The organism is Vibrio diabolicus (assembly GCF_011801455.1).
GTDB classification, from domain to species: Bacteria; Pseudomonadota; Gammaproteobacteria; order Enterobacterales; family Vibrionaceae; genus Vibrio; species Vibrio diabolicus.
Window position 1 is genome coordinate 401,303 of the sequence record NZ_CP042451.1, and the last position, 25,029, is coordinate 426,331.

Annotated in this window: 19 protein-coding genes and 1 riboswitch; of the genes, 11 read left to right on the forward strand and 8 right to left on the reverse strand. The window is 43.8% G+C overall.

Annotation, left to right across the window (positions count from 1 at the left end):
* Positions 1–109: 109 nt before the first annotated feature.
* Positions 110–3,790 carry a methionine synthase gene (gene metH / locus FR741_RS01945; protein ID WP_167426195.1) on the forward strand — a complete coding sequence of 1,227 codons (3,681 nt, stop codon included), beginning with the start codon at positions 110–112 and terminating at the stop codon, positions 3,788–3,790.
* An 86-nt stretch (positions 3,791–3,876) separates the two neighbouring features.
* Here the strand turns inward: metH and lysC are convergent, their stop codons facing one another.
* A complete protein-coding gene (gene lysC, locus FR741_RS01950; RefSeq protein WP_104974744.1) occupies positions 3,877–5,229 on the reverse strand; it encodes a lysine-sensitive aspartokinase 3 in 1,353 nt (450 codons plus the stop codon).
* Between the two features lie 101 nt (positions 5,230–5,330).
* A riboswitch (Lysine riboswitch) is annotated at positions 5,331–5,509 on the reverse strand.
* Between the two features lie 220 nt (positions 5,510–5,729).
* Between lysC and FR741_RS01955 the strand changes: the two genes are divergently transcribed.
* Positions 5,730–6,851: a pyridoxal-phosphate-dependent aminotransferase family protein gene (locus FR741_RS01955; RefSeq protein ID WP_012841365.1), complete on the forward strand. Its 1,122-nt coding sequence runs from the start codon at positions 5,730–5,732 to the stop codon at positions 6,849–6,851.
* 59 nt (positions 6,852–6,910) lie between these two features.
* On the opposite strand, the gene FR741_RS01960 is transcribed toward FR741_RS01955, so the two are convergent.
* From FR741_RS01960 to FR741_RS01975, 4 genes are all read right to left on the reverse strand, one after another.
* Entirely contained in the window at positions 6,911–8,692 is a 1,782-nt protein-coding gene (locus tag FR741_RS01960; RefSeq protein WP_167426196.1) for a PglL family O-oligosaccharyltransferase, read from the reverse strand.
* Between the two features lie 67 nt (positions 8,693–8,759).
* On the reverse strand, positions 8,760–11,582 hold the full coding sequence (gene uvrA / locus FR741_RS01965; protein ID WP_167426197.1) for an excinuclease ABC subunit UvrA: 2,823 nt from the start codon (positions 11,580–11,582) through the stop codon (positions 8,760–8,762).
* Between the two features lie 149 nt (positions 11,583–11,731).
* Positions 11,732–12,604, reverse strand: coding sequence for a UTP--glucose-1-phosphate uridylyltransferase GalU (gene galU, locus FR741_RS01970; protein ID WP_005397418.1), 873 nt, complete (start codon positions 12,602–12,604; stop codon positions 11,732–11,734).
* A gap of 158 nt (positions 12,605–12,762) precedes the next feature.
* On the reverse strand, positions 12,763–13,407 hold the full coding sequence (locus FR741_RS01975; RefSeq protein ID WP_005397417.1) for a LuxR C-terminal-related transcriptional regulator: 645 nt from the start codon (positions 13,405–13,407) through the stop codon (positions 12,763–12,765).
* A gap of 277 nt (positions 13,408–13,684) precedes the next feature.
* Between FR741_RS01975 and FR741_RS01980 the strand changes: the two genes are divergently transcribed.
* The 9 genes from FR741_RS01980 (at position 13,685) to FR741_RS02020 (ending at position 24,291) form a co-directional block, all read left to right on the forward strand.
* On the forward strand, positions 13,685–14,221 hold the full coding sequence (locus tag FR741_RS01980; RefSeq protein WP_012841367.1) for a single-stranded DNA-binding protein: 537 nt from the start codon (positions 13,685–13,687) through the stop codon (positions 14,219–14,221).
* Between the two features lie 165 nt (positions 14,222–14,386).
* Entirely contained in the window at positions 14,387–15,661 is a 1,275-nt protein-coding gene (locus FR741_RS01985; protein ID WP_167426198.1) for a tyrosine-type recombinase/integrase, read from the forward strand.
* 12 nt (positions 15,662–15,673) lie between these two features.
* Positions 15,674–17,272, forward strand: coding sequence for a tyrosine-type recombinase/integrase (locus FR741_RS01990; protein ID WP_233059793.1), 1,599 nt, complete (start codon positions 15,674–15,676; stop codon positions 17,270–17,272).
* A gap of 8 nt (positions 17,273–17,280) precedes the next feature.
* Positions 17,281–19,515: a hypothetical protein gene (locus tag FR741_RS01995; protein ID WP_233059803.1), complete on the forward strand. Its 2,235-nt coding sequence runs from the start codon at positions 17,281–17,283 to the stop codon at positions 19,513–19,515.
* Complete coding sequence (locus FR741_RS02000) at positions 19,508–19,918, forward strand: hypothetical protein (RefSeq protein ID WP_167426200.1); 411 nt, start codon at positions 19,508–19,510, stop codon at positions 19,916–19,918. Before FR741_RS01995 ends, FR741_RS02000 begins: the two co-directional genes overlap by 8 nt.
* A gap of 15 nt (positions 19,919–19,933) precedes the next feature.
* A complete protein-coding gene (locus FR741_RS02005; protein ID WP_167426201.1) occupies positions 19,934–20,458 on the forward strand; it encodes a hypothetical protein in 525 nt (174 codons plus the stop codon).
* 10 nt (positions 20,459–20,468) lie between these two features.
* Complete coding sequence (locus FR741_RS02010) at positions 20,469–22,754, forward strand: AAA family ATPase (protein ID WP_167426202.1); 2,286 nt, start codon at positions 20,469–20,471, stop codon at positions 22,752–22,754.
* A gap of 180 nt (positions 22,755–22,934) precedes the next feature.
* Entirely contained in the window at positions 22,935–23,615 is a 681-nt protein-coding gene (locus tag FR741_RS02015; RefSeq protein ID WP_167426203.1) for a hypothetical protein, read from the forward strand.
* Between the two features lie 10 nt (positions 23,616–23,625).
* Complete coding sequence (locus FR741_RS02020) at positions 23,626–24,291, forward strand: RES domain-containing protein (protein WP_167426204.1); 666 nt, start codon at positions 23,626–23,628, stop codon at positions 24,289–24,291.
* Here FR741_RS02020 and FR741_RS02025 read toward each other — a convergent pair.
* From FR741_RS02025 to FR741_RS23555, 3 genes are all read right to left on the reverse strand, one after another.
* On the reverse strand, positions 24,268–24,528 hold the full coding sequence (locus tag FR741_RS02025) for an HVO_A0114 family putative DNA-binding protein (RefSeq protein WP_408646615.1): 261 nt from the start codon (positions 24,526–24,528) through the stop codon (positions 24,268–24,270). The genes FR741_RS02020 and FR741_RS02025 overlap by 24 nt on opposite strands.
* A 71-nt stretch (positions 24,529–24,599) precedes the next feature.
* A complete protein-coding gene (locus tag FR741_RS02030) occupies positions 24,600–24,797 on the reverse strand; it encodes an AbrB/MazE/SpoVT family DNA-binding domain-containing protein (RefSeq protein ID WP_167426205.1) in 198 nt (65 codons plus the stop codon).
* Positions 24,772–24,993: a hypothetical protein gene (locus FR741_RS23555; protein WP_167426206.1), complete on the reverse strand. Its 222-nt coding sequence runs from the start codon at positions 24,991–24,993 to the stop codon at positions 24,772–24,774. Before FR741_RS23555 ends, FR741_RS02030 begins: the two co-directional genes overlap by 26 nt.
* Between the last annotated feature and the right edge of the window lie 36 nt (positions 24,994–25,029).

Here is a 25,029-nt window from a genome sequence, read left to right on the forward strand (position 1 = left end):
TGTAAGTTAAGAAGGAGATAAAACAATCATTAATTCCACGTTTAGACGTCTAGACTCCTGAAGTTTGTGTGATAGGATGGAAAGATAACTAAAGGAATGAGGCTGTACTGTGGGAAGTAACGTAAGACAACAGATTGAAGCTCAATTGAAGCAACGTATTCTTTTGATTGATGGTGGTATGGGAACCATGATTCAGGGATACAAACTTGAAGAGCAAGACTATCGAGGAACGCGCTTTGCGGATTGGCATTGTGATCTAAAAGGTAACAACGACCTGTTGGTTCTAAGTCAGCCTCAACTTATCAAGGAAATTCACGCTGCATATTTAGAAGCGGGTGCAGATATTCTCGAAACCAACACGTTTAACGCAACAACCATTGCGATGGCTGACTACGAGATGGAAAGCCTAAGTGAAGAAATTAACTTTGCTGCTGCCAAGCTTGCACGTGAAGTTGCAGACGAATGGACCGCAAAAACACCCGATAAACCGCGTTATGTCGCAGGGGTTTTAGGGCCGACGAACCGCACTTGTTCTATCTCTCCTGATGTAAACGACCCTGGATATCGAAATGTTTCTTTCGACGAGTTAGTTGAGGCTTACTCTGAATCGACTCGAGCGCTGATTAAAGGTGGTTCTGACCTTATTCTTATCGAGACCATCTTCGATACTCTTAACGCTAAGGCTTGTTCATTTGCTGTTGAAAGTGTGTTTGAAGAGATGGGTATTGAGTTACCTGTGATGATCTCGGGGACTATTACTGATGCTTCCGGTAGAACATTATCAGGTCAAACTACAGAAGCGTTTTACAACTCATTACGTCATGTTAAACCGATTTCGTTTGGTTTGAACTGTGCGCTGGGCCCAGATGAGCTTCGTCCTTATGTTGAAGAGCTTTCGCGTATATCAGAATCTTTTGTTTCCGCTCACCCAAATGCCGGGCTTCCGAATGCATTCGGCGAATACGATTTATCGCCAGAAGATATGGCTAAGCATGTTCAAGAGTGGGCTCAAAGTGGCTTTTTAAACTTGATTGGTGGGTGTTGTGGCACAACTCCAGAGCACATTCGCCAAATGGCACTCGCGGTTGAAAATGTCGCCCCTCGTCAATTGCCTGACCTTCCCGTTGCTTGTCGCTTGTCTGGCTTAGAGCCGCTCGCCATTGATAAAGACTCTTTATTCATCAATGTCGGTGAGCGTACGAATGTAACTGGCTCTGCGCGTTTTAAGCGCTTGATTAAAGAAGAACTGTACGATGAAGCGCTCGATGTGGCTCGTCAACAAGTTGAAAATGGCGCTCAAATTATCGATATCAACATGGATGAAGGCATGTTGGATGCACAAGCTTGTATGGTTCGATTTTTAAACCTTTGTGCGTCAGAACCTGAAATCTCAAAAGTACCAATCATGGTCGACTCTTCCAAGTGGGAGGTTATTGAAGCCGGTCTTAAGTGCATCCAAGGCAAAGGCATTGTTAACTCGATCTCTCTCAAAGAAGGCAAAGAGAAATTCGTTGAACAAGCTAAGTTGATTCGCCGTTATGGTGCGGCTGTGATTGTGATGGCGTTTGATGAGATAGGGCAAGCAGATACACGTGAGCGCAAAGTGGAAATTTGTACCAACGCTTACCGAATTCTCGTTGATGAAGTGGGCTTTCCACCAGAAGACATCATCTTTGACCCGAACATTTTTGCCATTGCTACGGGTATCGAGGAGCATAATAACTACGCGGTGGATTTCATTGAAGCCGTTGGCGATATCAAACGTGATTTACCACACGCGATGATCTCGGGTGGGGTTTCTAACGTCTCGTTCTCTTTTCGAGGGAATAACTATGTGCGTGAAGCGATTCACGCGGTGTTCCTCTATCACTGTTTTAAAAATGGTATGGATATGGGGATCGTGAATGCGGGTCAGTTAGAAATCTACGATAACGTGCCTGAAACGCTGCGTGAGGCTGTGGAAGATGTCGTTCTTAACCGTCGCGATGATGCCACTGAGAGGTTGTTAGATATCGCGGCGGAATACGCAGGCAAAGGGGTAGGTAAAGAGGAGGATGCCTCTGCACTTGAGTGGAGAACTTGGCCTGTTGAAAAGCGTTTAGAACACGCGTTAGTGAAAGGAATAACCGAGTTTATCGTTGATGATACCGAAGAGGCTCGTGTCAATGCTTCAAAGCCATTAGAGGTGATTGAAGGCCCACTAATGGATGGGATGAACGTCGTCGGAGACTTGTTTGGTGAAGGTAAAATGTTCCTTCCTCAGGTCGTAAAATCTGCCCGAGTGATGAAGCAAGCAGTAGCGCATCTGGAGCCCTACATCAATGCAGAAAAGCAGGTGGGACAAACAAACGGTAAGATCTTGTTAGCGACGGTAAAAGGTGATGTACACGATATCGGGAAAAATATCGTAGGCGTTGTATTGCAGTGCAATAACTATGAAATTATCGATCTTGGTGTCATGGTTCCTTGCGAAAAGATCTTAAAAGTAGCGCAAGAAGAGAACGTCGATATTATTGGTTTGTCAGGGTTGATCACGCCTTCATTAGACGAAATGGTGCATGTTGCAAAAGAGATGGAGCGTCTCGACTTTAACTTACCTCTTCTCATCGGTGGCGCAACAACGTCAAAAGCCCATACAGCAGTTAAGATTGAGCAAAATTACAAGCATCCAGTTGTTTACGTGAATAACGCCTCACGTGCGGTGGGCGTATGTACTTCTCTATTGTCAGATGAACGTCGCCCTGAATTTGTTGAAAAACTTGAAGCTGATTACGAACGAGTACGTGATCAACATAATCGAAAGAAACCGAGAACCAAACCAGTGACATTAGAAGCTGCTCGAGCGAATAAAGTTGCGATCGATTGGGAAGCTTACACTCCTCCAGTGCCTGTTAAGCCTGGCATTCATATCTTCGATGATTTTGATGTGGCTATATTACGTCAATACATCGATTGGACACCATTCTTTATGACTTGGTCACTTGTGGGTAAGTATCCAACAATTTTCCAACATGAAGAAGTTGGTGAAGAAGCAAAACGTTTATTCGAAGATGCCAACGAGTTACTTGATCGAGTTGAGCGAGAAGGCCTGTTAAAAGCGCGTGGAATGTGTGGCTTATTCCCTGCTGCGAGCGTGGGGGACGACATTGAAGTTTATGCTGATGAAACTCGTACCAACGTTGTGAAAGTACTGCGTAACTTGCGTCAACAGACCGAGAAACCAAAAGGATTTAACTATTGTTTATCCGACTACATCGCACCTAAAGAGTCGGGTAAACATGATTGGATAGGGGCATTTGCTGTCACTGGTGGTATTGGTGAACGAGAGCTTGCTGATGAATACAAAGCACAGGGAGATGATTACAACGCAATTATGATTCAAGCGGTGGCGGATCGCCTAGCCGAAGCGTTTGCTGAGTATTTGCATGAGCGTGTCCGTAAAGAAATTTGGGGTTATGCTGCGGATGAAGATTTATCTAACAATGATCTCATTCGTGAAAAATACCAAGGTATTCGCCCTGCGCCGGGTTATCCAGCGTGCCCTGAGCATACTGAAAAAGGACCGCTTTGGGAGCTACTTAATGTGGAAGAGAATATTGGCATGACTCTAACCTCCAGCTATGCAATGTATCCGGGCGCGTCAGTCTCTGGTTGGTATTTCTCTCATCCTGACTCACGTTACTTTGCGATCGCACAGATCCAAGAAGATCAGCTAGAGAGCTACGCCGATCGTAAGGGGTGGGATAGGATCGAGGCTGAAAAATGGTTAGGGCCAAACATTAACGGTTAAATTGATGTTTACCTCGTTCAAATGTAACAACTATTGAAACAACAAAGGGCTGCAGATACGCAGCCCTTTGTTTTATTGAGTTGAACTTACTTCTCAAACAACTCGGTGTGGAGTTTTTGTATGGCTTTTTTCGATACCGATTCATGGAGCAAGAAGCATAAGTTGTGAGGGCTAGCACCATAACAAATCATGCGTAGGTTAAAGTCTTCTAGCGTGCCAAAAACCTGTTTCGCGTAGCCTTTACTCTCACTCATGTTGTTACCAATGAGAGCAACGAGGCATAGGTCATGTTCAACTTCTACCTTACATAGCTCTTCTAACTCTTCTCGTACAGCTTGCGGCAGCTGTGGTGCTCCGCCGGATGTATCGGTTTGATCAAGTGTTAACGATACACTGATTTCAGATGTCGTGATCAAATCGACAGAGATCTTATGTTTTGCAAGGATCTCAAAGACCTTTGCTAAGAAGCCGTATGCGTGGAACATATTGGCGCTGCGTAGCGTTACCATGGTTTGGTTACAACGCAAAGCTAGCGCACGGAACAACGGTGAGCTTTCGACTTGGTGGCGAATCCAAGTTCCTCCTTTTTCTGGCTCTTTCGATGACCCTACAAATACCGGAATGTCGTGGCGCAATGCGGGTACTAGCGTAGAAGGGTGAAGGATTTTAGCGCCAAAGTTAGCCATTTCTGAAGCTTCACTAAAGCTGATCTCGGGAATTGGTGAGGCTTTTGGCGCAATTCGCGGGTCTGTTGTGTAGATGCCCGGTACATCAGTCCAGATTTCTAACCCTGCCGCTTTGACGCTCTCAGCAATTAAGGCGGCGCTGTAATCGCTGCCTCCTCGACCTAGTGTTGTTGTATTACCTGCTTCGTCAGATCCTATGAAGCCTTGAGTAACAACAACGGATTGTTGGCAAAGTGGTACGAGTTTATCTTGCGCAAGCGTCGAAATTGCTTCAATGTTTGGCTCCGCGCGACCAAAGTTGTCATCAGTACGCAGCACATCGCGGATATCAAAGCGCACTGCTTGAATGCCTCGCTCACACATTAACTGAGCTAGAATGTGCGTCGACATGAGCTCACCACATGCGACTAAATGATCGGTTAACTTCGCACTAGCTTGGATAGATGCAGCCTCGGCAAGGCTGGTTACGGTATCTAATATGGCATACACCTCGGCAGCAGTTTTTGTGCTGTCTTCGAGCTGAGTTAAAATGGCGTCATGAATGTTGGCCAGATTTTGCAGCAGCTCAGTACGGTGCGTTTGATCCTGTACACCATTGGCGAGTTCCACCAATAGGTTGGTGACGCCAGAACAAGCGCTGCTCACGACCAGGCGAGTAGTTGGATTGTTTTCGATAATGGTGGCACAACGACTCATTGCCTCAAAGTTGGCAACACTGGTTCCACCGAATTTAGCTACGTTAAATGCGCTCACTGCGTTCTCCCACGACTTCCTAAAAAATTGTACATCCAATGTTTAGTGAGAAAAGGAACAGAGCAAAAAGAGAGGTATTTAGAATGCTGTTTGAAAAATTTACCCTCAGAAGCCCTTCATCAGACTGCGCTGATGACAGTTGATGGGATTCAGCCCAATTCAACCGACAAGTCAAATCCTGCAACTTTGACTTACCTCGGCACTACTCCCCCTCAATGATTGGTGTTGGAATTGCGGTTCCACAAATCATCTACCTGGGTAGCGCTCCTCTTCTACATAAAGCTCAAACATTGAACGGTTTTGAGGCCTTAATGTCAATCAATATTTCAACCTTTATGGTGTTTTTTATTAACGATTTTGTGACACTGGTTTGACCTCCATACTTACGGCTAATTGCTGATAGAGGAAAAATCTATTAGGGTGAAGAACCCTACACCTGAGCCATGTTATTGAATAGAACTTTTAGAATGCTCAGGATAAAAGATAATCAAGGAGCTGACATGTCGATCCAAAGCTTTATTCCGCCTCACCGTATTTTAATGGGACCTGGTCCTTCTGATATTTATCCTCAAGTGTTACAAGCGCTAAGCCGTCCTACCGTAGGTCACCTTGATCCTCTGTTTATCGGTATGATGGATGAGCTCAAGCAGCTATTGAAGTATGCCTTTCAAACTGACAATGAGTTCACTATTGCGGTTTCAGCGCCAGGTAGTGCAGGGATGGAAACCTGCTTTGTAAACTTGATCGAGAAAGGCGACAAAGTGATCGTCTGCCGTAACGGTGTTTTTGGTGAACGCATGCGCGAAAATGTCGTCCGTGCTGGTGGTGAAGTTGTTATCGTCGATGATGAATGGGGGACGCCTGTTTCCATTGATAAAGTCGAGCAAGCACTCGAACAGCACCCAGATACAAAAATTCTTGCTTTTGTGCATGCCGAAACCTCAACTGGTGCAGTCAGTGATGCTCAAGCATTGGGTAAGCTGGCGAAACAGCATAATGCATTATCTATTGTTGATGCGGTGACGTCACTTGGTGGTGTGCCGTTAAAAGTGGATGAATGGCAACTGGATGCGGTTTACTCTGGCAGTCAAAAATGTTTGTCATGTGTACCAGGACTCTCACCCGTGACGTTTTCTCCTGCCGCAATTGAAAAGATTCAAGCAAGAACAACACCAGTACAGAGTTGGTTCCTCGATCAGAGTTTAGTGTTGGGCTATTGGAGTGGAGAAGGTAAGCGTAGTTACCATCATACGGCGCCAGTTAATAGCTTGTATGCGTTGCATGAAGCTTTATTGATACTGAAAAATGAAGGTTTAGAAAACGCTTGGGCTCGTCACCAACTGATGCATGAAAAACTCAAAAATGGCCTACAAAAGTTAGGCTTTGAATTTGTTGTGGACGAAGCCCATCGTTTGCCGCAATTAAATGCGATTTACGTGCCTGAAGGAATTGATGAAGCAAAAGTTCGTGCTCACTTGCTAGAAACCTATAACCTAGAAATTGGTGCAGGCCTCGGGGCATTAGCTGGTAAAGCGTGGCGTATTGGCTTAATGGGTTACGGCGCTCGACCTGAAAACGTTGCACTGTGCTTAAAAGCGTTAGAAGAGTCACTCACTGAATAAAGCTATACCGCAATGAGATAAAGAAAAGCGAAGGTCATCCCTTCGCTTTTTTGTACTTATTACTCTGCACCTGAAGTGGGTGCTGGTGAGGCAGAGATTGCTTGAGAAGGTGGTCGGTAATTGACGTCACTGAAATCAATCTTCGGGAACAAAAACTGCGCTTCAGCTCTGATTTGCTCCGCTTTACTTGAGTCATCTAAGCCTTGGTAGGCCAAAATCAAATTATTATAAAATGCAGGGCGAGGCTTATCTTTGATGATTTTTAGCGACCAATCGATATAAGGCTGAATCAAGGTTGCGTCTTGTTGGTACAGCCCAATGTTTAAAAACGTGCTATAGACATCCCAATCAAACCTGTCTTTCCAAACTACAGGGTTACTGACTTGATTCAGAATATCAGGGTTAGTTGGCCTAGTGGTCTCAAACTTCGTCAATACATAGTTCGTATGCAATGCGCTTACCATGTAAAACGTAAACGTAACGGGAAGTACCAAACTAAAGACTCGCAGCAAGCTTTTGGTCACATTACTAAAGCCGACTTGTCGATAACGAGAGACGCGCTGATCTACCCAGTACAGCAGGATAACGAAGATCAACCAATGCACGAGAGAGTGGTAGAAAGGGTATTCCAGTTGCGAGTGCAATACGATAGGTATAAACAAGGCCAGCAACGCAAGACGAGTTCCGCGTTTGGCTTGATAGATTCGATACAGTACCAGTGCCATCGCTAAGAAGATGCCGAGTATTGGCAGCAAGCCACCTTCTACTCCCCAGTAAAGTAGCTCATTATGCGGATGATCCATGGCTGGCAAACCAGCTGGGTAATTCTCATTTAGTGCATGTTGACGAGCCGTATACAGCATGTACTCAGATTCAAACTTGCCATATCCATAGCCAGTAAAAGGCTTTTCAATCACCATGTCTAATGTTTGCGGAAAAGTATACGCTCGAGGAGACTCCATGTTTACTTTTTCTGCGGCCAACCCACCTCCATCAGGAAAGGCAAGATGCATGACAACCACTGAGAGTAAGAGCCCAGTGACAAGCGACGTAACCCAGCGGATAAAGCGCCCTTTGGTCGCAAAGCGATACATGTATGGGATGACCAACAAAACGGCGATGATCGATGCTAACCAACCAGTGCGTGAAGCCAACGCCACAATTAGTGGTAAGGTTAAAACTGGCACGGCATAGAGAAGATAAACATCGCTTAACTTACGGTCGTATTTGTAGGGCTGACGTGCAAGTAAATAGCTGGCAATCACCAATCCTGTCGCAAGAAAGCTGGCCATTACATTGGGCTGTTGGAAAATACCATAAGGACGATTGGCCATCGTGTCGTAACCAAACGGATTGCCTGGTTTGAGATACAGATATTGTGTCAGACCCAAAATGGCTTCGATAACAACCGCAAGGACAATGAACCATAACAGGCGTTGGCGATGTTTATTACTGAAATGAAATTGTTGTAAGACAATAAAAAACAGGACGCCACACCACAGACCAATGAGCTTGTTGGCTGCCAAACTGCTATTCGCATTTGGGTACAGAATGGGCACCGTCATGATAAGAGCACTAATGAACAAGCCGATGGTTAATTTTGAGTAACGTAGCGCTCGATTATTCGCGAGTTGGTAGCACCCAATGCCTAATGCAAAGCTAAAAGCAATCCAAGTTGTCGCATTGAAGGAAAGTGAAAGCCCTGAACCGCCGGGGTTGGGCATGAAAAAGTGCATTGCCAACACAAATAGTGTTGCCAAGGCAATGAGAAACTTGCGATTGAGGGGAACCTGTACTTTTTCGGGAGAAAGCTTTGTTCCACTTACATGTATAGTAGCCATAGTTATTGCGTTGTTTTGAATGAAAAAAGACCAGCACTTGCTGGTCTCGGTACTTTACCTGTTTTTTCTACTTCAACATAGGCTTAAGGAAGTGAGCTGTGTGCGAACCCTCGATTTGCGACACATCTTCCGGTGTGCCTTGAGCGATTATCTCGCCTCCACCCTGTCCCCCTTCAGGTCCTAGATCGATAATCCAGTCCGCAGTCTTAATGACATCTAGGTTATGCTCGATCACCACGACAGTATTTCCGTGGTCGCGAAGTCTGTGCAATACAGTGAGCAACTGCTGGATATCATGGAAGTGCAAGCCGGTTGTTGGTTCATCCAAAATGTACAAGGTTTTTCCTGTATCACGTTTGGATAGCTCTCGCGCCAGTTTCACACGCTGTGCTTCACCACCGGAGAGTGTTGTTGCCGCTTGACCCAATCGTATGTACGACAAACCCACATCCATCAGTGTTTGTAGTTTGCGAGCGATGGCAGGAACTGGATCGAAGAAGGTGCGTGCATCTTCGACCGTCATTTCTAGCACTTCATCAATAGTTTTACCTTTGTAACGTACTTCGAGCGTTTCACGGTTGTAGCGTTTACCTTTACACACATCACATGGCACATAAACATCTGGTAGGAAATGCATTTCTACTTTGATAACACCGTCACCCTGACAGGCCTCACAACGACCACCGCGTACGTTAAAACTAAAACGGCCCGGCTTGTAACCGCGAGAACGCGACTCTTGTGTGCCTGCAAACAGTTCACGGATTGGTGTAAAGATCCCCGTATAGGTTGCAGGGTTAGAGCGAGGTGTACGGCCTATTGGGCTTTGATCGATATCGATGACTTTATCGAAGTGCTCTAGACCTTTAATCGATTTATAAGGTGAAGGCTGAGCCGTTGTCGCTCCGTTAAGTTGGGTATGCGCAATTTTAAAGAAAGTATCATTAATCAGCGTTGATTTACCTGAGCCAGATACCCCTGTAATACAGCTGAATAACCCAACAGGAATTGAAAGGTTAACGTTTTTAAGGTTATTACCTGTTGCGCCTAATAGCTCAACCGTTTTTTTCGGATCTCGCGGCGTGCGATCTTTCGGTACTGCGATTTCTTTAACACCACTTAAGTACTGACCTGTCAGAGAATTCGGATTCGCGACTATCTCTTCCATGGTGCCTTCCGCAACAACATTACCACCATGTACGCCAGCACCAGGACCAATATCTATGACATGATCTGCACAGCGAATCGCATCTTCATCGTGTTCTACCACAAGTACGGTATTACCTAAATCGCGCAAATGAGTGAGCGTTTTTAATAAGCGTTCATTATCACGCTGGTGGAGACCAATCGACGGTTCGTCCAGAACATACATCACACCAACAAGACCCGCCCCAATTTGGCTTGCTAAACGAATACGTTGTGCTTCACCACCAGAGAGCGTTTCGGCGCTGCGAGACAAGTTTAGATAGTTCAAACCAACGTTAACCAAGAACTGCAGGCGATCGTTGATTTCCTTCATCACTTTTTCAGCGATTTGGGCTCGTTGACCCTCCAGTTTCAAGGAATGGAAGAATTCCAATGCATCAGCAATGCTAAGTTCAACAATCTCAGGCAGTGTCGTATCAGCAATAAACACGTTACGTGCTTCAAGGCGCAGACGAGTACCACCACAGCTTGAACAAGATTTAGTGGAGATGTATTTCGCAAGCTCTTCACGGACAGAGTTGGATTCTGTATCACGATAACGACGTTCGAGGGTATTCAGAATACCTTCGAATGGATGGCGTTTAACACGAATATCGCCACGATCGTTGATGTATTTAAACTCAATCTCAGTGCGGCCAGAGCCCTTTAGAATGACATCTTGCGTTTTCTTTGGCAGAGAATTAAAAGGGGCATGGAGATCGAAACCATAATGATCGGCCAATGAGGTGAGCATTTGGAAGTAGTAGTAGTTCTTTTGATCCCAACCGCGAATCGCACCTTGTGCCAAGCTTAATGAATCATCTTGAATTACTCGGTTTGGATCGAAGTATTGCTGCACACCCAAACCATCACAAGTGCCACATGCACCAGCAGGGTTGTTGAATGAGAAAAGTCGCGGCTCTAACTCTTGCATGCTGTAACCACATTGTGGACAAGCGAAGTTGGCGGAGAAAATAATCTCTTCACCGTCTCCATCCATTGGCGCGACAACCGCAATTCCGCCTGATAACTCGAGCGTGGTCTCGAAAGATTCCACTAAGCGCTGTTGCAGATCGGGACGAACTTTAAAGCGGTCGACCACGACTTCAATGGTGTGCTTTTTATGTAGCTCTAGCGTTGGAGGATCAGATAGATCGCATGTCTCTCCATCAATACGCGCACGAATAAAGCCCTGAGCTGCCAGGTTCTCAAGCGTTTTAACATGCTCACCTTTACGCTCTTTGACAATAGGGGCCAACAGCATCATTTTGCTGCCTTCTGGCATCTCTAGAACTTTGTCCACCATTTGACTGATGGTTTGTGCGGCAAGAGGGGCATGGTGCGTTGGACAGCGTGGTTCGCCTACACGAGCATACAACAGACGTAAGTAGTCGTAGACTTCGGTAATTGTACCGACGGTTGAACGCGGATTATGAGAAGTAGACTTCTGTTCAATAGAAATCGCGGGTGATAACCCTTCAATATGGTCGACATCGGGTTTTTCCATCAGAGACAAAAACTGACGAGCGTAGGCAGAGAGAGACTCTACGTAGCGTCGTTGGCCTTCTGCATACAATGTATCGAAAGCGAGAGAGGATTTACCGGAGCCACTTAGTCCAGTAATGACAATCAGTTTATCGCGAGGGATTGTAAGATTAATGTCTTTGAGGTTATGGGTTCGGGCACCGCGAACTTCTATTTTATCCATCGTTTTTGCTCTATGTATAACCAAGTGGGGCAAGTATTACATAGTGTGAGAAATGTGCAAAGAAAATTACTGGATAAAAAAACAGTAAAAATAAAAGCCCAACATAATGCTGGGCTTTAGAAACAATAATTTCGTACTACGACGATGCTTTATACCGCTTTTTGTGTTGCGTGTTTACCTAACTCTGAAGCTTTTTCATCTTTTAGATAAAGGTTTTCAAAACAGTAGTTGGTTGCTTCGATGTAACCTTCAACACTACCACAGTCAAAGCGTTTGCCTTTGAATTTGTAAGCCAAGACACAGCCCGCTTTTGCTTGTTTAAGTAGCGCGTCAGTGATTTGAATTTCACCACCTTTACCTGGCTCTGTATTTTCAATCAGTTCGAAAATATCAGGGGTCAGAATGTAGCGACCAATGATCGCAAGGTTGCTTGGTGCCGTGCCTTTCTCAGGTTTTTCTACCATGTCGTCTACGCGGTAGATGTCATCTTTGATCATTTCACCAGAGATAACGCCGTATTTGTGAGTCTCATCTTCTGGGACTTCTTGTACGGCAACGATAGAACAACGGAACTGTTTAAATAGCGCCACCATTTGAGCTAGCACGCCTTCTTCTTCGTTGACACAAAGGTCATCAGCAAGAACGACGGCAAATGGTTCGTCACCCACCAGTTCACGCCCGGTCAGAATCGCGTGGCCTAAGCCTTTCATCTCGCGTTGACGGATGTAAGTGAAGTTTGCAGATTCAATGATTTCACGGATATCTACCAATAGCTCTTCTTTATTGGTACCGCTAATCTGGTGTTCCAGTTCGTAGTTCTTATCAAAGTGGTCCATGATAGAGTGTTTGCCACGACCCGTCACAATACACATGCCGTTCATACCAGCTTGAATTGCTTCTTCAACGCCGTATTCAATAAGCGGTTTATTCACGACTGGCATCATCTCTTTTGGCATAGATTTCGTTGCTGGTAAGAAGCGTGTGCCATAGCCTGCAGCAGGGAACAGACATTTTTTAATCATTGGGGGAATATCCTATCTCGTTATTATCAAGAATCTGCGCATAACTTTAACACGAGAGTCGTCAATGAATCATGAATAAAGTAGGAAAAAGTGTGAGACTCAGTGCGGAAAAAAGATGAGCGACTCGTCATTTCAGTCATTAGAGTCGCGGCATCGCATCATGACATTAAGTTTTGATCTGCCCACGCGATAGCCTGAACGCGATTCTTCACTGATAGCTTTTTGAATATCTGATACAAGTGCGATTTGATGGTGAATTCACTGACAAATAATTCCTCGGCCATTTGGCTGTTCGATGCGCCAGCTTGCAAGCAACGCAGTACTTGCAGCTCGCGAATGGTTAGGTCTACCGTGGCTGGGGCAGTATGAGTATTAATGACGTTACGGTAATAGTGTAAAAGTTGACTGGTTACATTACGCGGCAGCCAGTTTTGACCGTTAACAATGCCTTTTAATCCTTCTCCAATTTGCTCTAGCGTATCTTCGGAATAGAACAGCCCCTTTAATTGACCAAATGAAAGAAGCTCATCCGTGGTCAGCCTTTTAGGGACATTGAACACAACGGTTTCAAAGTTCTTCCATACCAGCGGTAAGTTTTTGATCGATTGAACGAGTGATTTATGTTCACTGAAGTCGATCAGTAGGATTTTATTACGATGCTGTGGCTTAGCTTCCATGAGTGCTTCGGTTGAAATCACCGGGATGCTCATATCAATGTACTTTTCGAGTGCTGCCACCTTTTTTTGCGCATTATCTTCCATACTGATCAGAAATAGCTTTCTTGCGTAAGCCGACTTTCTCACGAGTTCAAATCTCCCAGTGTTCAATAAAGGCCATAAGTTGGCATTAAAGAGAGGTTATAACCATAGCTTTACTGAATAAATGCGTTCGAATTCAAAGCTTCACGAAACGATGTCTGCAACGCGAATCAAAAGTGCTACATGCGTAAGTTGAAATGCGATTTGGGTTCTAGTAGGTGACTCATTAGATCACAATGGTATTAGACTTTAATCAAAACATTAAAGCGTGCTATTCTAATGCGCTAAAATTTTATATATCCAGAGTGAAACGGAGCACATCATGGCCAGCCGTGGAATTAACAAAGTTATTTTGGTGGGGAATCTAGGTAACGACCCTGAAATTCGTTACATGCCGAACGGCGGTGCAGTAGCAAACATTACTATTGCGACTTCTGATTCATGGCGTGATAAAGCGACTGGCGAACAGCGCGAAAAAACGGAATGGCACCGTGTTGTGTTGTTCGGCAAACTTGCGGAAGTAGCAGGTGAGTACTTGCGTAAAGGTTCTCAAGTATACATTGAAGGCCAACTGCAAACTCGTAAATGGCAAGACCAAAGCGGTCAAGATCGCTACTCAACTGAAGTCGTTGTTCAAGGCTTCAACGGCGTGATGCAAATGCTTGGCGGTCGTGGTCAAGGTGGCGGCGCACCAATGGGCGGTCAACAGCAGCAGCAAGGTGGATGGGGTCAGCCTCAACAACCAGCTCAGCAGCAGTACAATGCGCCTCAGCAACAGCAACAACAGCAGGCTCCGCAGCAACCACAGCAGCAGTACAATGAGCCACCAATGGATTTTGACGACGATATCCCGTTCTAGGCTGGAATTTTTTATTTTTGTCAAGACGATTACGAGTTAAATCTCTGAAAGCCCCGCAATGCGGGGCTTTTTTTATGTTTTTTCTAAAATTAAGGTTGTCATATGTATATAAGCGTACTACTTTAGTTTTGTGTGGGTTAGGAATGTAAAGACGGGGGAGTGATTATGGGCTACAAGGCTAAAGTTTGGCGCATCGAGGACAATGGGGAACGGGCGGTTGTTGTCGTTGATGAGCAAGGAATACCTCATGATCAAATCTCTCGCTATTTACTTGGCAAACGAAATGACCGTGCAACCAAAACAGTTTTGAATCTCGGTAAAAATATTTGTCAGCTTTATCGCTGGTCGGATTATATAGGCGTAGATATTGAAGAGCGTATTAAAACGGGTCTGATTTTTGGAATTACTGAAATTGACTCTTTAGTCTCTTATTTGTCCAAGAACCAGCGTCAGCTTAAGAAGCAAAAAGAGGATAAGGAAAGTGATGACAGTGTCTTAGCATTTGCAGGCTATGTCTCCGCAGGTGTATTGACGCAGAAAATTGACGCAGTAAGAGAGTATTTCACATGGTTAGGTCAACTTGCGGTTGAAAAGAGATTGATTACTGATCCCTATTACACAGCTATTGCTCCAGCAATTAAAGATCTCAACGATGCATTAGATGCCAGAAAAGTATCGGGAATCACGAAAAAACGTATCGGATTGACAGACAAAGAGCAGCAGTTTTTGCTGTCGATTACCCATCCTGAACATCCAGAAAACCCATTTGAATATCGTACCAGAGTTCGTAATCATTTGATATTCAAAATGCTACTACTATGTGGGGTCAGGTTAGGGGAGTTAATGGCATTGAGGATCAATAACTGCCACCTGTTGGGGGACACACCGTATATCCGTTTTGGTCAAAACCTGACAAAAGAGTCAGATCCTCGTTCTGTACCGCCAGAGGCAAAAACCTTACCTCGCAATATTTATTTGACCACGGAACTAGCGGCTGATTTAGACAGCTACATAATGAATGAGCGTAAGGCGCGTGGAAAAATCGCCCGAAAAGCGCCTCCTTATGTGTTCCTTAATACTCTCACTGCTCCTACCCCTATGACAGACGGAGCCTTCTACCATATGTGCAAGCTTCTATGTGAGAAGTTTCCGAAACAGCTCAATAATCTTCATCCTCATCGTTTAAGGCACACATTTAACGACAATTTGGCAATAGCGTTTGGTGATTCATTGGAGAGTGAGGAGTTTTTAAAATTACAACGTTGGGCAAATGGCTGGGGGGATGACAGCAAGCAAGGTATAGATTATACCTATAATTCGACTGAAATACGTGGACAGCGTTGTTTAAGAATGCTCCAAGAAAATATTTTGCAAGGAAATTACCATGCGTTGGATAGCTCATATCCTGAACCGAAGTACGATGAAGATTTCGATATGTAACACTCTGAGGTGATGATGAATAATCAAAATATTCCAACATTCTACGACAGTGATAGTCAGGAACCGTACTCACCTTTATTTACCGACTCTCAGATAAAAGGACGCTTGCGAGTTATCGATACGTCAACAGACACATGGGATATAGGTGAGTCAGAAGCTATATTAATTAACTTCAATCTTCTAAATGTTCATAATGTGGAGCTTCTCGATCAATTTAAATACACTATTGCGTGGTTTGTCAAAAGTAAAAGTCCAAATCATGCCAAGGCTATTTTTAGTGCAGTAAAAAACTTTTTAAATAGCTGCGAATTTTTAGATGATTCAGGTGAGGAACTTGCGGAGGTATTGGCTGATGAGGTTTGTTACTATTTTGCCAATAATCGTAAGTCTTCTAGTGAGGATAGGCTGGCCTTAGTTCGACTATGGTATCAACGTGGTGTCGCATTGAAACTCCCTATGTTTCAAAAAAATGTAGGTTATGCTTTAGAACAATTAAAACTGAAAGGGCGTACCAAAGGGTTAGATATTTTAGTTAATATTCCTGGTAAAAGTCCTTTAACCTCTAATAAATTGGCAGACTTACGGAAATTGTTGCAGTGTTACGCTGACCGTTTTGAAGTTGGAACTGCGGCTTATTGGCGATTGATTGCTACCTGGCTGTTTATTACTTTAGGTCTTCGTCCTAAACAACTTCGCTTGCTGATGGTTTGTGATTTAGCGGTTAATATTGACAGTATCACTCAGCGTAAGTCCTATTTGTTGAATGTACCCTCTGTCAAAAAGCGATTTGAGGTGCCACGCAGTCGATTTAAATCTCGACCTATCCCTACCTTTCTCGGAGAAATGCTAGAAGCTTTGATAAGCTTCAATAAACAATGGTTAGCAGATAAAAATATTCAACTCCCTGTGACAGAGCTACCACTGTTTTATTCTGAGCCTACTTTAGCCCCTCATATCAAGAGAAAGGTTGGTTCCAGAAGTAAACAATTTCGTTTCACTTTCTCTGCTGTTACTTTTTGTAAAGCAACTCAAAGTACAATCGACCTACTTAATTCTTATCAATCTGCTGTAAACCTTCCCACATTTGATGAGCCGATTACGCCACGACGTTTGCGTAAAACTTTTGCTACTCATGCAGCAGCTTGTGGTACGCCTGCAATAATGCTGATGGAGTTACTTGATCATGATGATTTGCAGCATGTAATGATTTACTACAAATTGGGAGCCAACTTCGCAATTAAGATTGATAAAGTCTACCGAGAACAGTTTGGTACAATGTTTGATTATTTCCGAGGTGAGATTACTTTGGAGGAGTTCTCTGCTGCAAATAAACATAAACAAGTTTTTGGTCCTGATAATTTACGTCGTTTGGTAGGTATTGGCTTCTGTGGAAAAAGCGGACGCTGTCGAAAAATTCCCCCTTACTCCTGTTATACGTGCCTTAAATTTGAAGCATGTAATAACAAACAAGTTCATGTCGAAGTGTTAGAAGGCATGCTTGAGGATGTAGGAGAACTATTTAAATATGAGGTTGCGCCAGGCAAGTATGAAATGGAGCATATTAATGCTTGTCGTTCATTAATTGAACGCTTAGAGGCGGAGAATCGCTAGTGAATACTATGGATGAGAAAAAGGCGTTAACCCCAGCCATAAATGAAATGGAACATTCTCTATCTTCAAAACAAATTACGCGGAAAAAAAGCCTACAGCAGAATACTATTTCGCTGTTCACCCCTGCCGATAATTGCCATGAAAATATGGCTGGCTTTATCGAAAGTGCTAAAAAGATTCACGCACCATTGTTCGACCATACTGTTAACTGGAATGCATACACATGGAATATCGCTGGTTTCGAATCGACTGTGACCACGCGATCCGTTACACATGCAGCGAACATTCTCTTTACAGAAGACTGTGGAAAAGCGAAAAAGGTAAAAATATCCAAAGAGGATGAGACCCCCTTTAAAGAGCCATTCGCTTCTGAGGTTAAAGCCTTTATTACCCACAAGCACCATCAAAAGAGAGTTAAACATGAGACTCATATGGTTCTTATCGGGGTATTTAGGCTGCTGTACATTGGATTGGCAGATCAGGTATCGCCCTCACTGACTCAGCTTCGCCCTGAGCATTTTGATTTAGCTATGCGCTACGCAATGACCGTAAAGAAACTTGCTCGTACAACGCTTTCTGTTTGGGGTGAGAAGCTAGCTATGATTGCTGGCATATTGGACAAGAATCGCTTAACTCCTGTTTTACTCGATTGGCAAAATCCAATTGAGCGACATAGCTCCCGAGGTGGAGCTGAGCAATCTGTCCGTGGTGGTAAGAAAGCAGAGAAAGAACGTGCAAAAAAACTACCTAAAACGGAGGTGCTAATATATCTAGCTGCGCTCTGGGCTAACTACGAACATATTGAAGAAAAAGATAAATCATTGCTGTGTATGGCGATTATCTTATTGTTGGTAGGTTTTCGCATGGATGAGTTTGTGGGGTTGGATATTAATTGCATTCCCACACGAGAAGAATATGAGCAGGCAGAGTTTGAACTCGACCCTCAAACAGGGGTGTATGTTAGACCACTGCGAATACGTGTTTGGGCAAAGAAAAAAGCGGAGTGGGACGAAAAAATTGTGCCGCCTTCAGCGGTCGAAACAGTATATGAAGCGGTTGAACGGTTAAAAGCCTTGAGCGCTCCTCATCGATATACCGCGAAGATGATGCTTGAAGAAGGCAAATGGGACAAGTTTATTGAGTTCGATGATGATGATTTGCTCTCGGCCAAGCAAATACAAACTCTATTAGGAATATCAGGTCGTTCCACGTCAAACACAATAACCGCGATTACACGTTTGGGTGTTGAGAAAGCTCCTGAGTCGTCAAATCGTAATACTCTGTTTCGAGTTGGTGAAATTCATGAGGCTGCTTCAGATGCATATCGAGAGCGGATCGCTGTTGTCAAAGATGGATTTGGGCATGAGACGCTAAGTGTCCCTATTTGGGATATTTTGACACTACGTTATCACAACCAATACACCCCGAAAGAGCGTCTGAATGTATTTGCAGAACCTCTCAGTGGAACTCATATACAAGACTTTTTTAGGGGGCGCGATTATACAACGCGAACTCAGAAATCGGGAGTAGGCGGTGAGCAAAGGCGCATCCAAAGTGTTTTTGAACGCTATAGCTTTCCTGAAATTGAGGCTATGAATGATACCGTACGAACACACCAGTTTCGGCATTTACTCAATACGATGATGCAAGAATCAGATATGTTTTCTCAAGAAGATATAGCTAAGAACTTTTTGCGTTCTAATTCCCAAGATAATAGCGCCTACAACCATCAGGTTGAACCAGAAAAATACGCTGAGAGAAATCGGCATATCCAGGAAAACGTCCTAAAGAAACTAAATATTGATGCTGATCAGGCGAAGATGGCAATTCAGCGTTATCCATTATTGTCCAATGAGGAAGTGCAGCAAGATTTAGACGAATCTGGTTCATACCACTTTACGGACATTGGTCGTTGTCGGCACGACTACACACAATGGCCTTGTGGTATGCACTACTCATGTTTGCGGAACTGTATCAACTATAAGCGTGAAAAGGGTAACGCGATTGAAGTTGAAAAAATCACCGCACGACTTGAGCGAGCAGAACATCAAATGACATTAGCCAAAGAAGATGCGGATGATGAATTTACTGGTGCCAATAACTGGTATTTGAACCACAAAGAGTTGGTTGAGGGGTGCAAAGCTGCTCTTGCAATTGAGAAAGATCCAAGATTTGTGGTTGGTGAGATTGTTCAGGTTTTTCCATTCGGTGTAGATAACTGCGAAGAGGTTGAAGATGAATAGATATATTACGGCTGAAGCAGAGGAAGACATTAAAGCTTATCTGGCGACATGGGAAACAGGTAAATTCGGAAAGAAACTAAGTTGGGCAATAGTTGCGAAGGCTTTTGGTTATTCTCGCCAGGCGTTGAGTGGCAACGCCAACATTAAAGATGCTTTCGACAAGGCTAAAACAGCATTACGTGAAGCAAACACCCAAGTAGATAACTTTAAAGAGTTAGAAAAGGAAAATCAGCGCCTTAAAAATGAACTTGATAGATTAAACAAAGAGAATTATGCGTATCAGCAAAAATACTTGAGATGGCAAATTAATGCTCAACAACGAGGAATTAGTGTTGCCATGCTGAATAAGCCCATTGATCCCAGTATGAAGGAAGAGAATCGTAGACGTTCCGAAGAAGTTTAAGAGTGAAGCTGAGATATGGCGACAAGTGTCGAACTGGAAGTTCTAAAGGAAAAAATTCGGAAGTTACCTGCAAGTCCAAAGCGTGGGGATATGGTGTATGAAGCATTACGAGTCTGGATCCCATTGCAAACGGATGAAGATTGGTTACGGTTAATTAATGTTAAGAGCAAAAAGCTCAATCAACGGGAAATAGCGGCTGAACTTTGTGCTACGGATAATATTTGGAAGAGGGAGCGGTTTCGTATTCTTCTTGATGAAATGAACGATGATGTCATCGAGAAAGGTTTGCTCAATAAGACGATAGATCCTTCCGTTCGTAGCGATAGTGAGATTCCCCTAAAACCAGAAGCTGTTACTAGTACAGAAAATCCGATGAAGCAACTGGAGGAAGCCAAACTCAAGGCGAAACTACTGCTAACAGAGGGTAAGTTGCAACAGGCTAACCTGCGTATCCGAAAACTCGAAGCTGAGTTGAAGAAGTACACGGAGTTATCTGAATTAAATCGAGCACTTGAGCAACTGACCAGGCCACGACGTTAACAGGAAACGTATGAGTAACACTGAACCTAAGCATCATCAGGAGTGGAAAGAATTTGAAGGACTATTGCGTATTGTCCGAGTCGAGAACAAGGACGCAGGCTGGTTTCAGGCAACTTGTACACTGATTGACGATACAGGAGAAGTCTTGGATCGTGATGGGCTTTATTATCTTGATGCATCGCACCAACTGATGGAACATTTCGTGGAGGTAGGGCAGATATGGATGATTGAGCAGGGAATTGTGTGGTCGAGGCTCCTTACAACTCAGGGTGGATATGCCAGAACCTCCTATACAATTGAACCTAGAGTTGTGAGGATGTGCCGTCCCAGCGGCAAGAGTTTGATGTGGCACTTTACTAACTGCCAATGGTATCCAGGCATTGGTGAGAAAAAGGCTGAATCACTAATTAGTACTCTAAGTGACGCTTCAGGACATAGACCTCTCTATGAGGCGTTGGATAATCGCTTGGTCGAAAGATTAGTAAGTGCTCCGTTGATTACACAATGGGATGCAGAGGTCTTAATCAAGGGGTGGGAACGGCAAGGTAGTATGGAGGTTTTAAAGTGGTTCGAAGCTAAACAAATCGAGCCTAGTCTGGCATGTAAGATTTTTGCTTTCCATGGAAAAAACACAATTGATGCCATAGAAGCGGATCCTTATTGTCTGACATCGTTCAATATGCCATGGCGCGAGGTAGACAAACTAGCACAGTTAAAGTTCGGGATTACTCGTGATGACGAGCGTCGCTTACAGGCTGCTGTTACGGAGGTCTTATGGGGGGCATTTAACGATCACGGACACACAAAAGTAGAATTCCCTTATTTTCTACACAATATGAAGCATTATATCGGCAACGACTTAGATAAGTGGGTGGCTGCATATATTGGAATGACTGAGCAATCTAGGGGGATAGTTCGCGGTAATTATATCCATGCCTTTGAGCCTGCCGTGATGGAGATGATGGTCGCCAATCGAATCGCTGACCTAGCATGTATCGACTATCAATCGCCACTATCGATTGGAGCTATCTTATCAGTGATTCGAGATTTCGAACACAAACAAGGCTTCAAGCTTACCAAAGAGCAAAAAGAAGCGGTTTCGAGAACAGTTTCTACTCCTTTTTCCATCATCACTGGGGGCGCTGGCGTCGGAAAAACCACCGTGTTAAAAGCTCTATATGCACTTTACGATGCTGCTGGCTTTAAGCGTGTACAGCTAGCATTGTCTGGACGTGCAGCACAGCGTATGAGTGAAGCAACAGGAGAGCATGCAACGACCATTGCAGGGCACTTATATCATTTTAACTGGGGGACGGTTGATAAAGACGCTTTGCAAAAAATGGTTGTTGTGGTTGATGAGGCATCAATGATTGATATTCATACTATGTATCGCTTGGTGGATACACTCCCATCGCAAGTTCATCTAGTATTGATTGGTGATCCATACCAACTTCCACCTATAGGTGGTGGGTTGGTTTTACACGAACTGGTTGATCGTCCTTATTTGCCAGTATCTCATTTGACAGAGGTAAAACGAACAGCAGTTGATAGCTCAATTCCATTAGTTGCAAGAGGCGTGCGAAAGGGGCAGGTGCCTAGTTATCTGGGAAACAATGTTGAGTTTCACAAGGTGGACTCGGATCAGATTCTAGATAGGGTTATTAACGAGTATATGAGAGACACCGAGTCATCCCAAATCCTCTGCTCCACCAACACAATGGTTGGTAGAGTGAATACCAGAGCGCAAAAGCAATTGAATCCCAATGGAGTGGTTTTGCCCTGTATCGTTGAAGGTCAGAAATATGACTCAGAAATTTGCCTTAATGACCCTGTAATTTGCATGGCTAATCTCTATCATCAGGAATACGACTTACGTAATGGTTCTATGGGGCGTATTGTCGAGGTGTACGACGAGCCGAGAACTTTTGAGGTTAAACTCTCAAATTGTTCTAAACAGTCGAGACTGATGACATCTTATGGACGTGCTCGGTGGGATAATGATTCAGATGTTGGTTTTGAGACCGAATTGCCGCAGGAAGTTATTGAGAAGCTCCGCCTCGCGCATGCCATTACTGTACATAAAGCGCAGGGTTCACAGTTCAAACGTGTGATTTTTGCTGCTGTTGATGGTCGAAGCCTTGATCGAACTCTGGTGTATACCGCTATCACCCGAGCGAGTCAGCACGTTGTAGTTATGGGCGATATTGACGCAGTTAGAAAAGCTATTATGAGGCCACCCAGTGCGGCACATAGGCTTGTTGGGCTTGGAGAGTTTTTGGACGAAGTTATTGGATAGTTTAATTTCATCCCAAGTTGCCAATATATGTGGTTATTCAATTTCATACAGTGGGTGTTTGCTCTTAGTATGTCAGAGCCTATATTTAGGATAATTGAATAACATCGGTCGAGATTTGGATTTTGTGGTGGAAAGGGTGTAAAGTGAACATGTGTTAGATGACTAGATAGGTATGTCTATATGTCTGAGTTAATGAAAAAAGCTTCCCGAGCCAAACAACGCCGTGGAATTGGCGTTCGTGCACAGGTTGCGGCTTCTTCAACTACTAGTGAAGGGCATGTCAAAGGCTACGTAGTTCTTCATGAACCTAAAGGAGAGTTTGTTCCGATGGGTTTCACTACTCGTAGGGCTAGTTCTGCTGAGAGAGATGTAGCTAAATGGAAATCTCGTTATCAAGAGCAAAGGAAAATTATTGCAAAACTTACTCAAGAGGTAGAGGAACTAAAGGATCTGCTCTCTGTATACGAGAGAAAGAATGAGTCTATTAAGAGTATTAATGAGATAAAAGAGCAGTATTTGAGTGAGATGGTTCAAAGTTCAGAGTTTGGAACGCTACTGAATTGTACTCGCCAAAATATTAATCGATTGAGAAGGGAACACAAGTTGTTGGCTGTAAGCGGTAAAAATGGAAATTACTACCCCAAATGGCAGTTAGATAGTGAAAACTCTCTGTACCCTTGTATCCCACATGTTATCGATGCATTAGGCTTCGATAATCAATGGACTATTGTACAGTTCTTCCATACTGTTTTCGACCAATTGGGGAATGTCACCCCCATTAAGTATCTTCATCTCAATCCTAATGATGAGGTTGAAGTGCCTAGATTAGCTCGTCAGTACTTTGAGCAAACCTGTAGCTGAGGCGGTATTAGTGCAAAATTTTCAAATTGACTTTCCGCCCGTGACTTTGTTCGAAGATTTTCCGCATAACAAAATAGACGTGGTTGAACTAGGCCCACAGCAGTCGTTGTTTCGGAGTCATAACTACCAATACCCATGGTTATTTTTTGATGATTCAGATAGGGGGAGATTCAACGGCTTCATTCCAGGCAACGTTCCTGCTGCAATACGTGGATATATCCTAAAAGCATTTGGTGGATGTTATGTATCAAATAGCTCAGAAGGAGCGATTAGCGAATCAATCTTTCGCAATATTCATCAAAACGAAGATAAGTTTATTGAACGCTCTTTATTGAGCAGCCGTCGTATGACAGAAATCTTTATTCCTGATGGTGTCTGCCTAAAGCTTGTCGATGTTACTTCTGCTAAAACTAGGACGCAATTAGGAATTGATACTCAAATTTTTAGCACTCCAGATTATGACACTTGTTTTGTATGGGCGCACCTTTTCCGTCTAATGGGATATGATGGCATTAAGTACAAAGGTAGAAACCTTGAATATGACTGTTATGTTCTGTTTACAAATGATGAGATTGAAGAGGACTTTGGTGATAGTGTTGGATTGCTAGATTCAGAATATCTTCTACCTATAGTTGAAAGAATCGCCGAGGGTTTAGGCGTCCATGTAGAGCAATAAACAAATAATGTTGTGGCTCTCAAAATGGCCGACGAGAAAAAGCTTCAAAAAAGCATGACTAACATCTTTGATACTGCGCCCGCTCGTTTCAGCAAGTTCATCAAAACTGTTTAGCTTTTCGCAAGCCATCACATTCAGTGGTTCAACATTTTCGTTATACAACAGTTGTGAAAGCGCAGCGAGTGACTCAAACGAAAAGAGGGCAAGGCTTTTCATGTGCCCCTTTTCCTGCTGCAATGCAAATCCTGTGCTGATGGGCAAGCTCTTCTAATAGAATACCGATTTTTGCCTTTATACCATCCTCCCACTTAATAGTCGCCATCTAAATCGACTGAATAGTCTCCAACGACCTCGTCCAATTCATCTTTCATTTCATGAGAAGGAACGACTAATTTATTTGTATGCTGCTCTATGTCTTTTTCGAGTAAGTCTAGAAAGCGATCAATATCTTGGCTCTCACAAGATGGCTTTGTCAACTCACTACTCTTCTCTTCCTTCAGTTTCATTGCTACTCCCATTTTTTATTGACGCAATTACCTTCAATAAATCAGTCGTGATAGCTGGGCACTTATCGTTCATGAAGACCGTGACTTCATCTCCGAATTTCATAGTTACGATACCGTCTTTATCGACACTTAACAGAGCGAAAGACTGCTTCAAATCAAGAGTAGTGTTACTTTCATTAGTTGTAGTTACAGACATACCTCTCCCCATTACCAACTGTTATGTTTACAACAA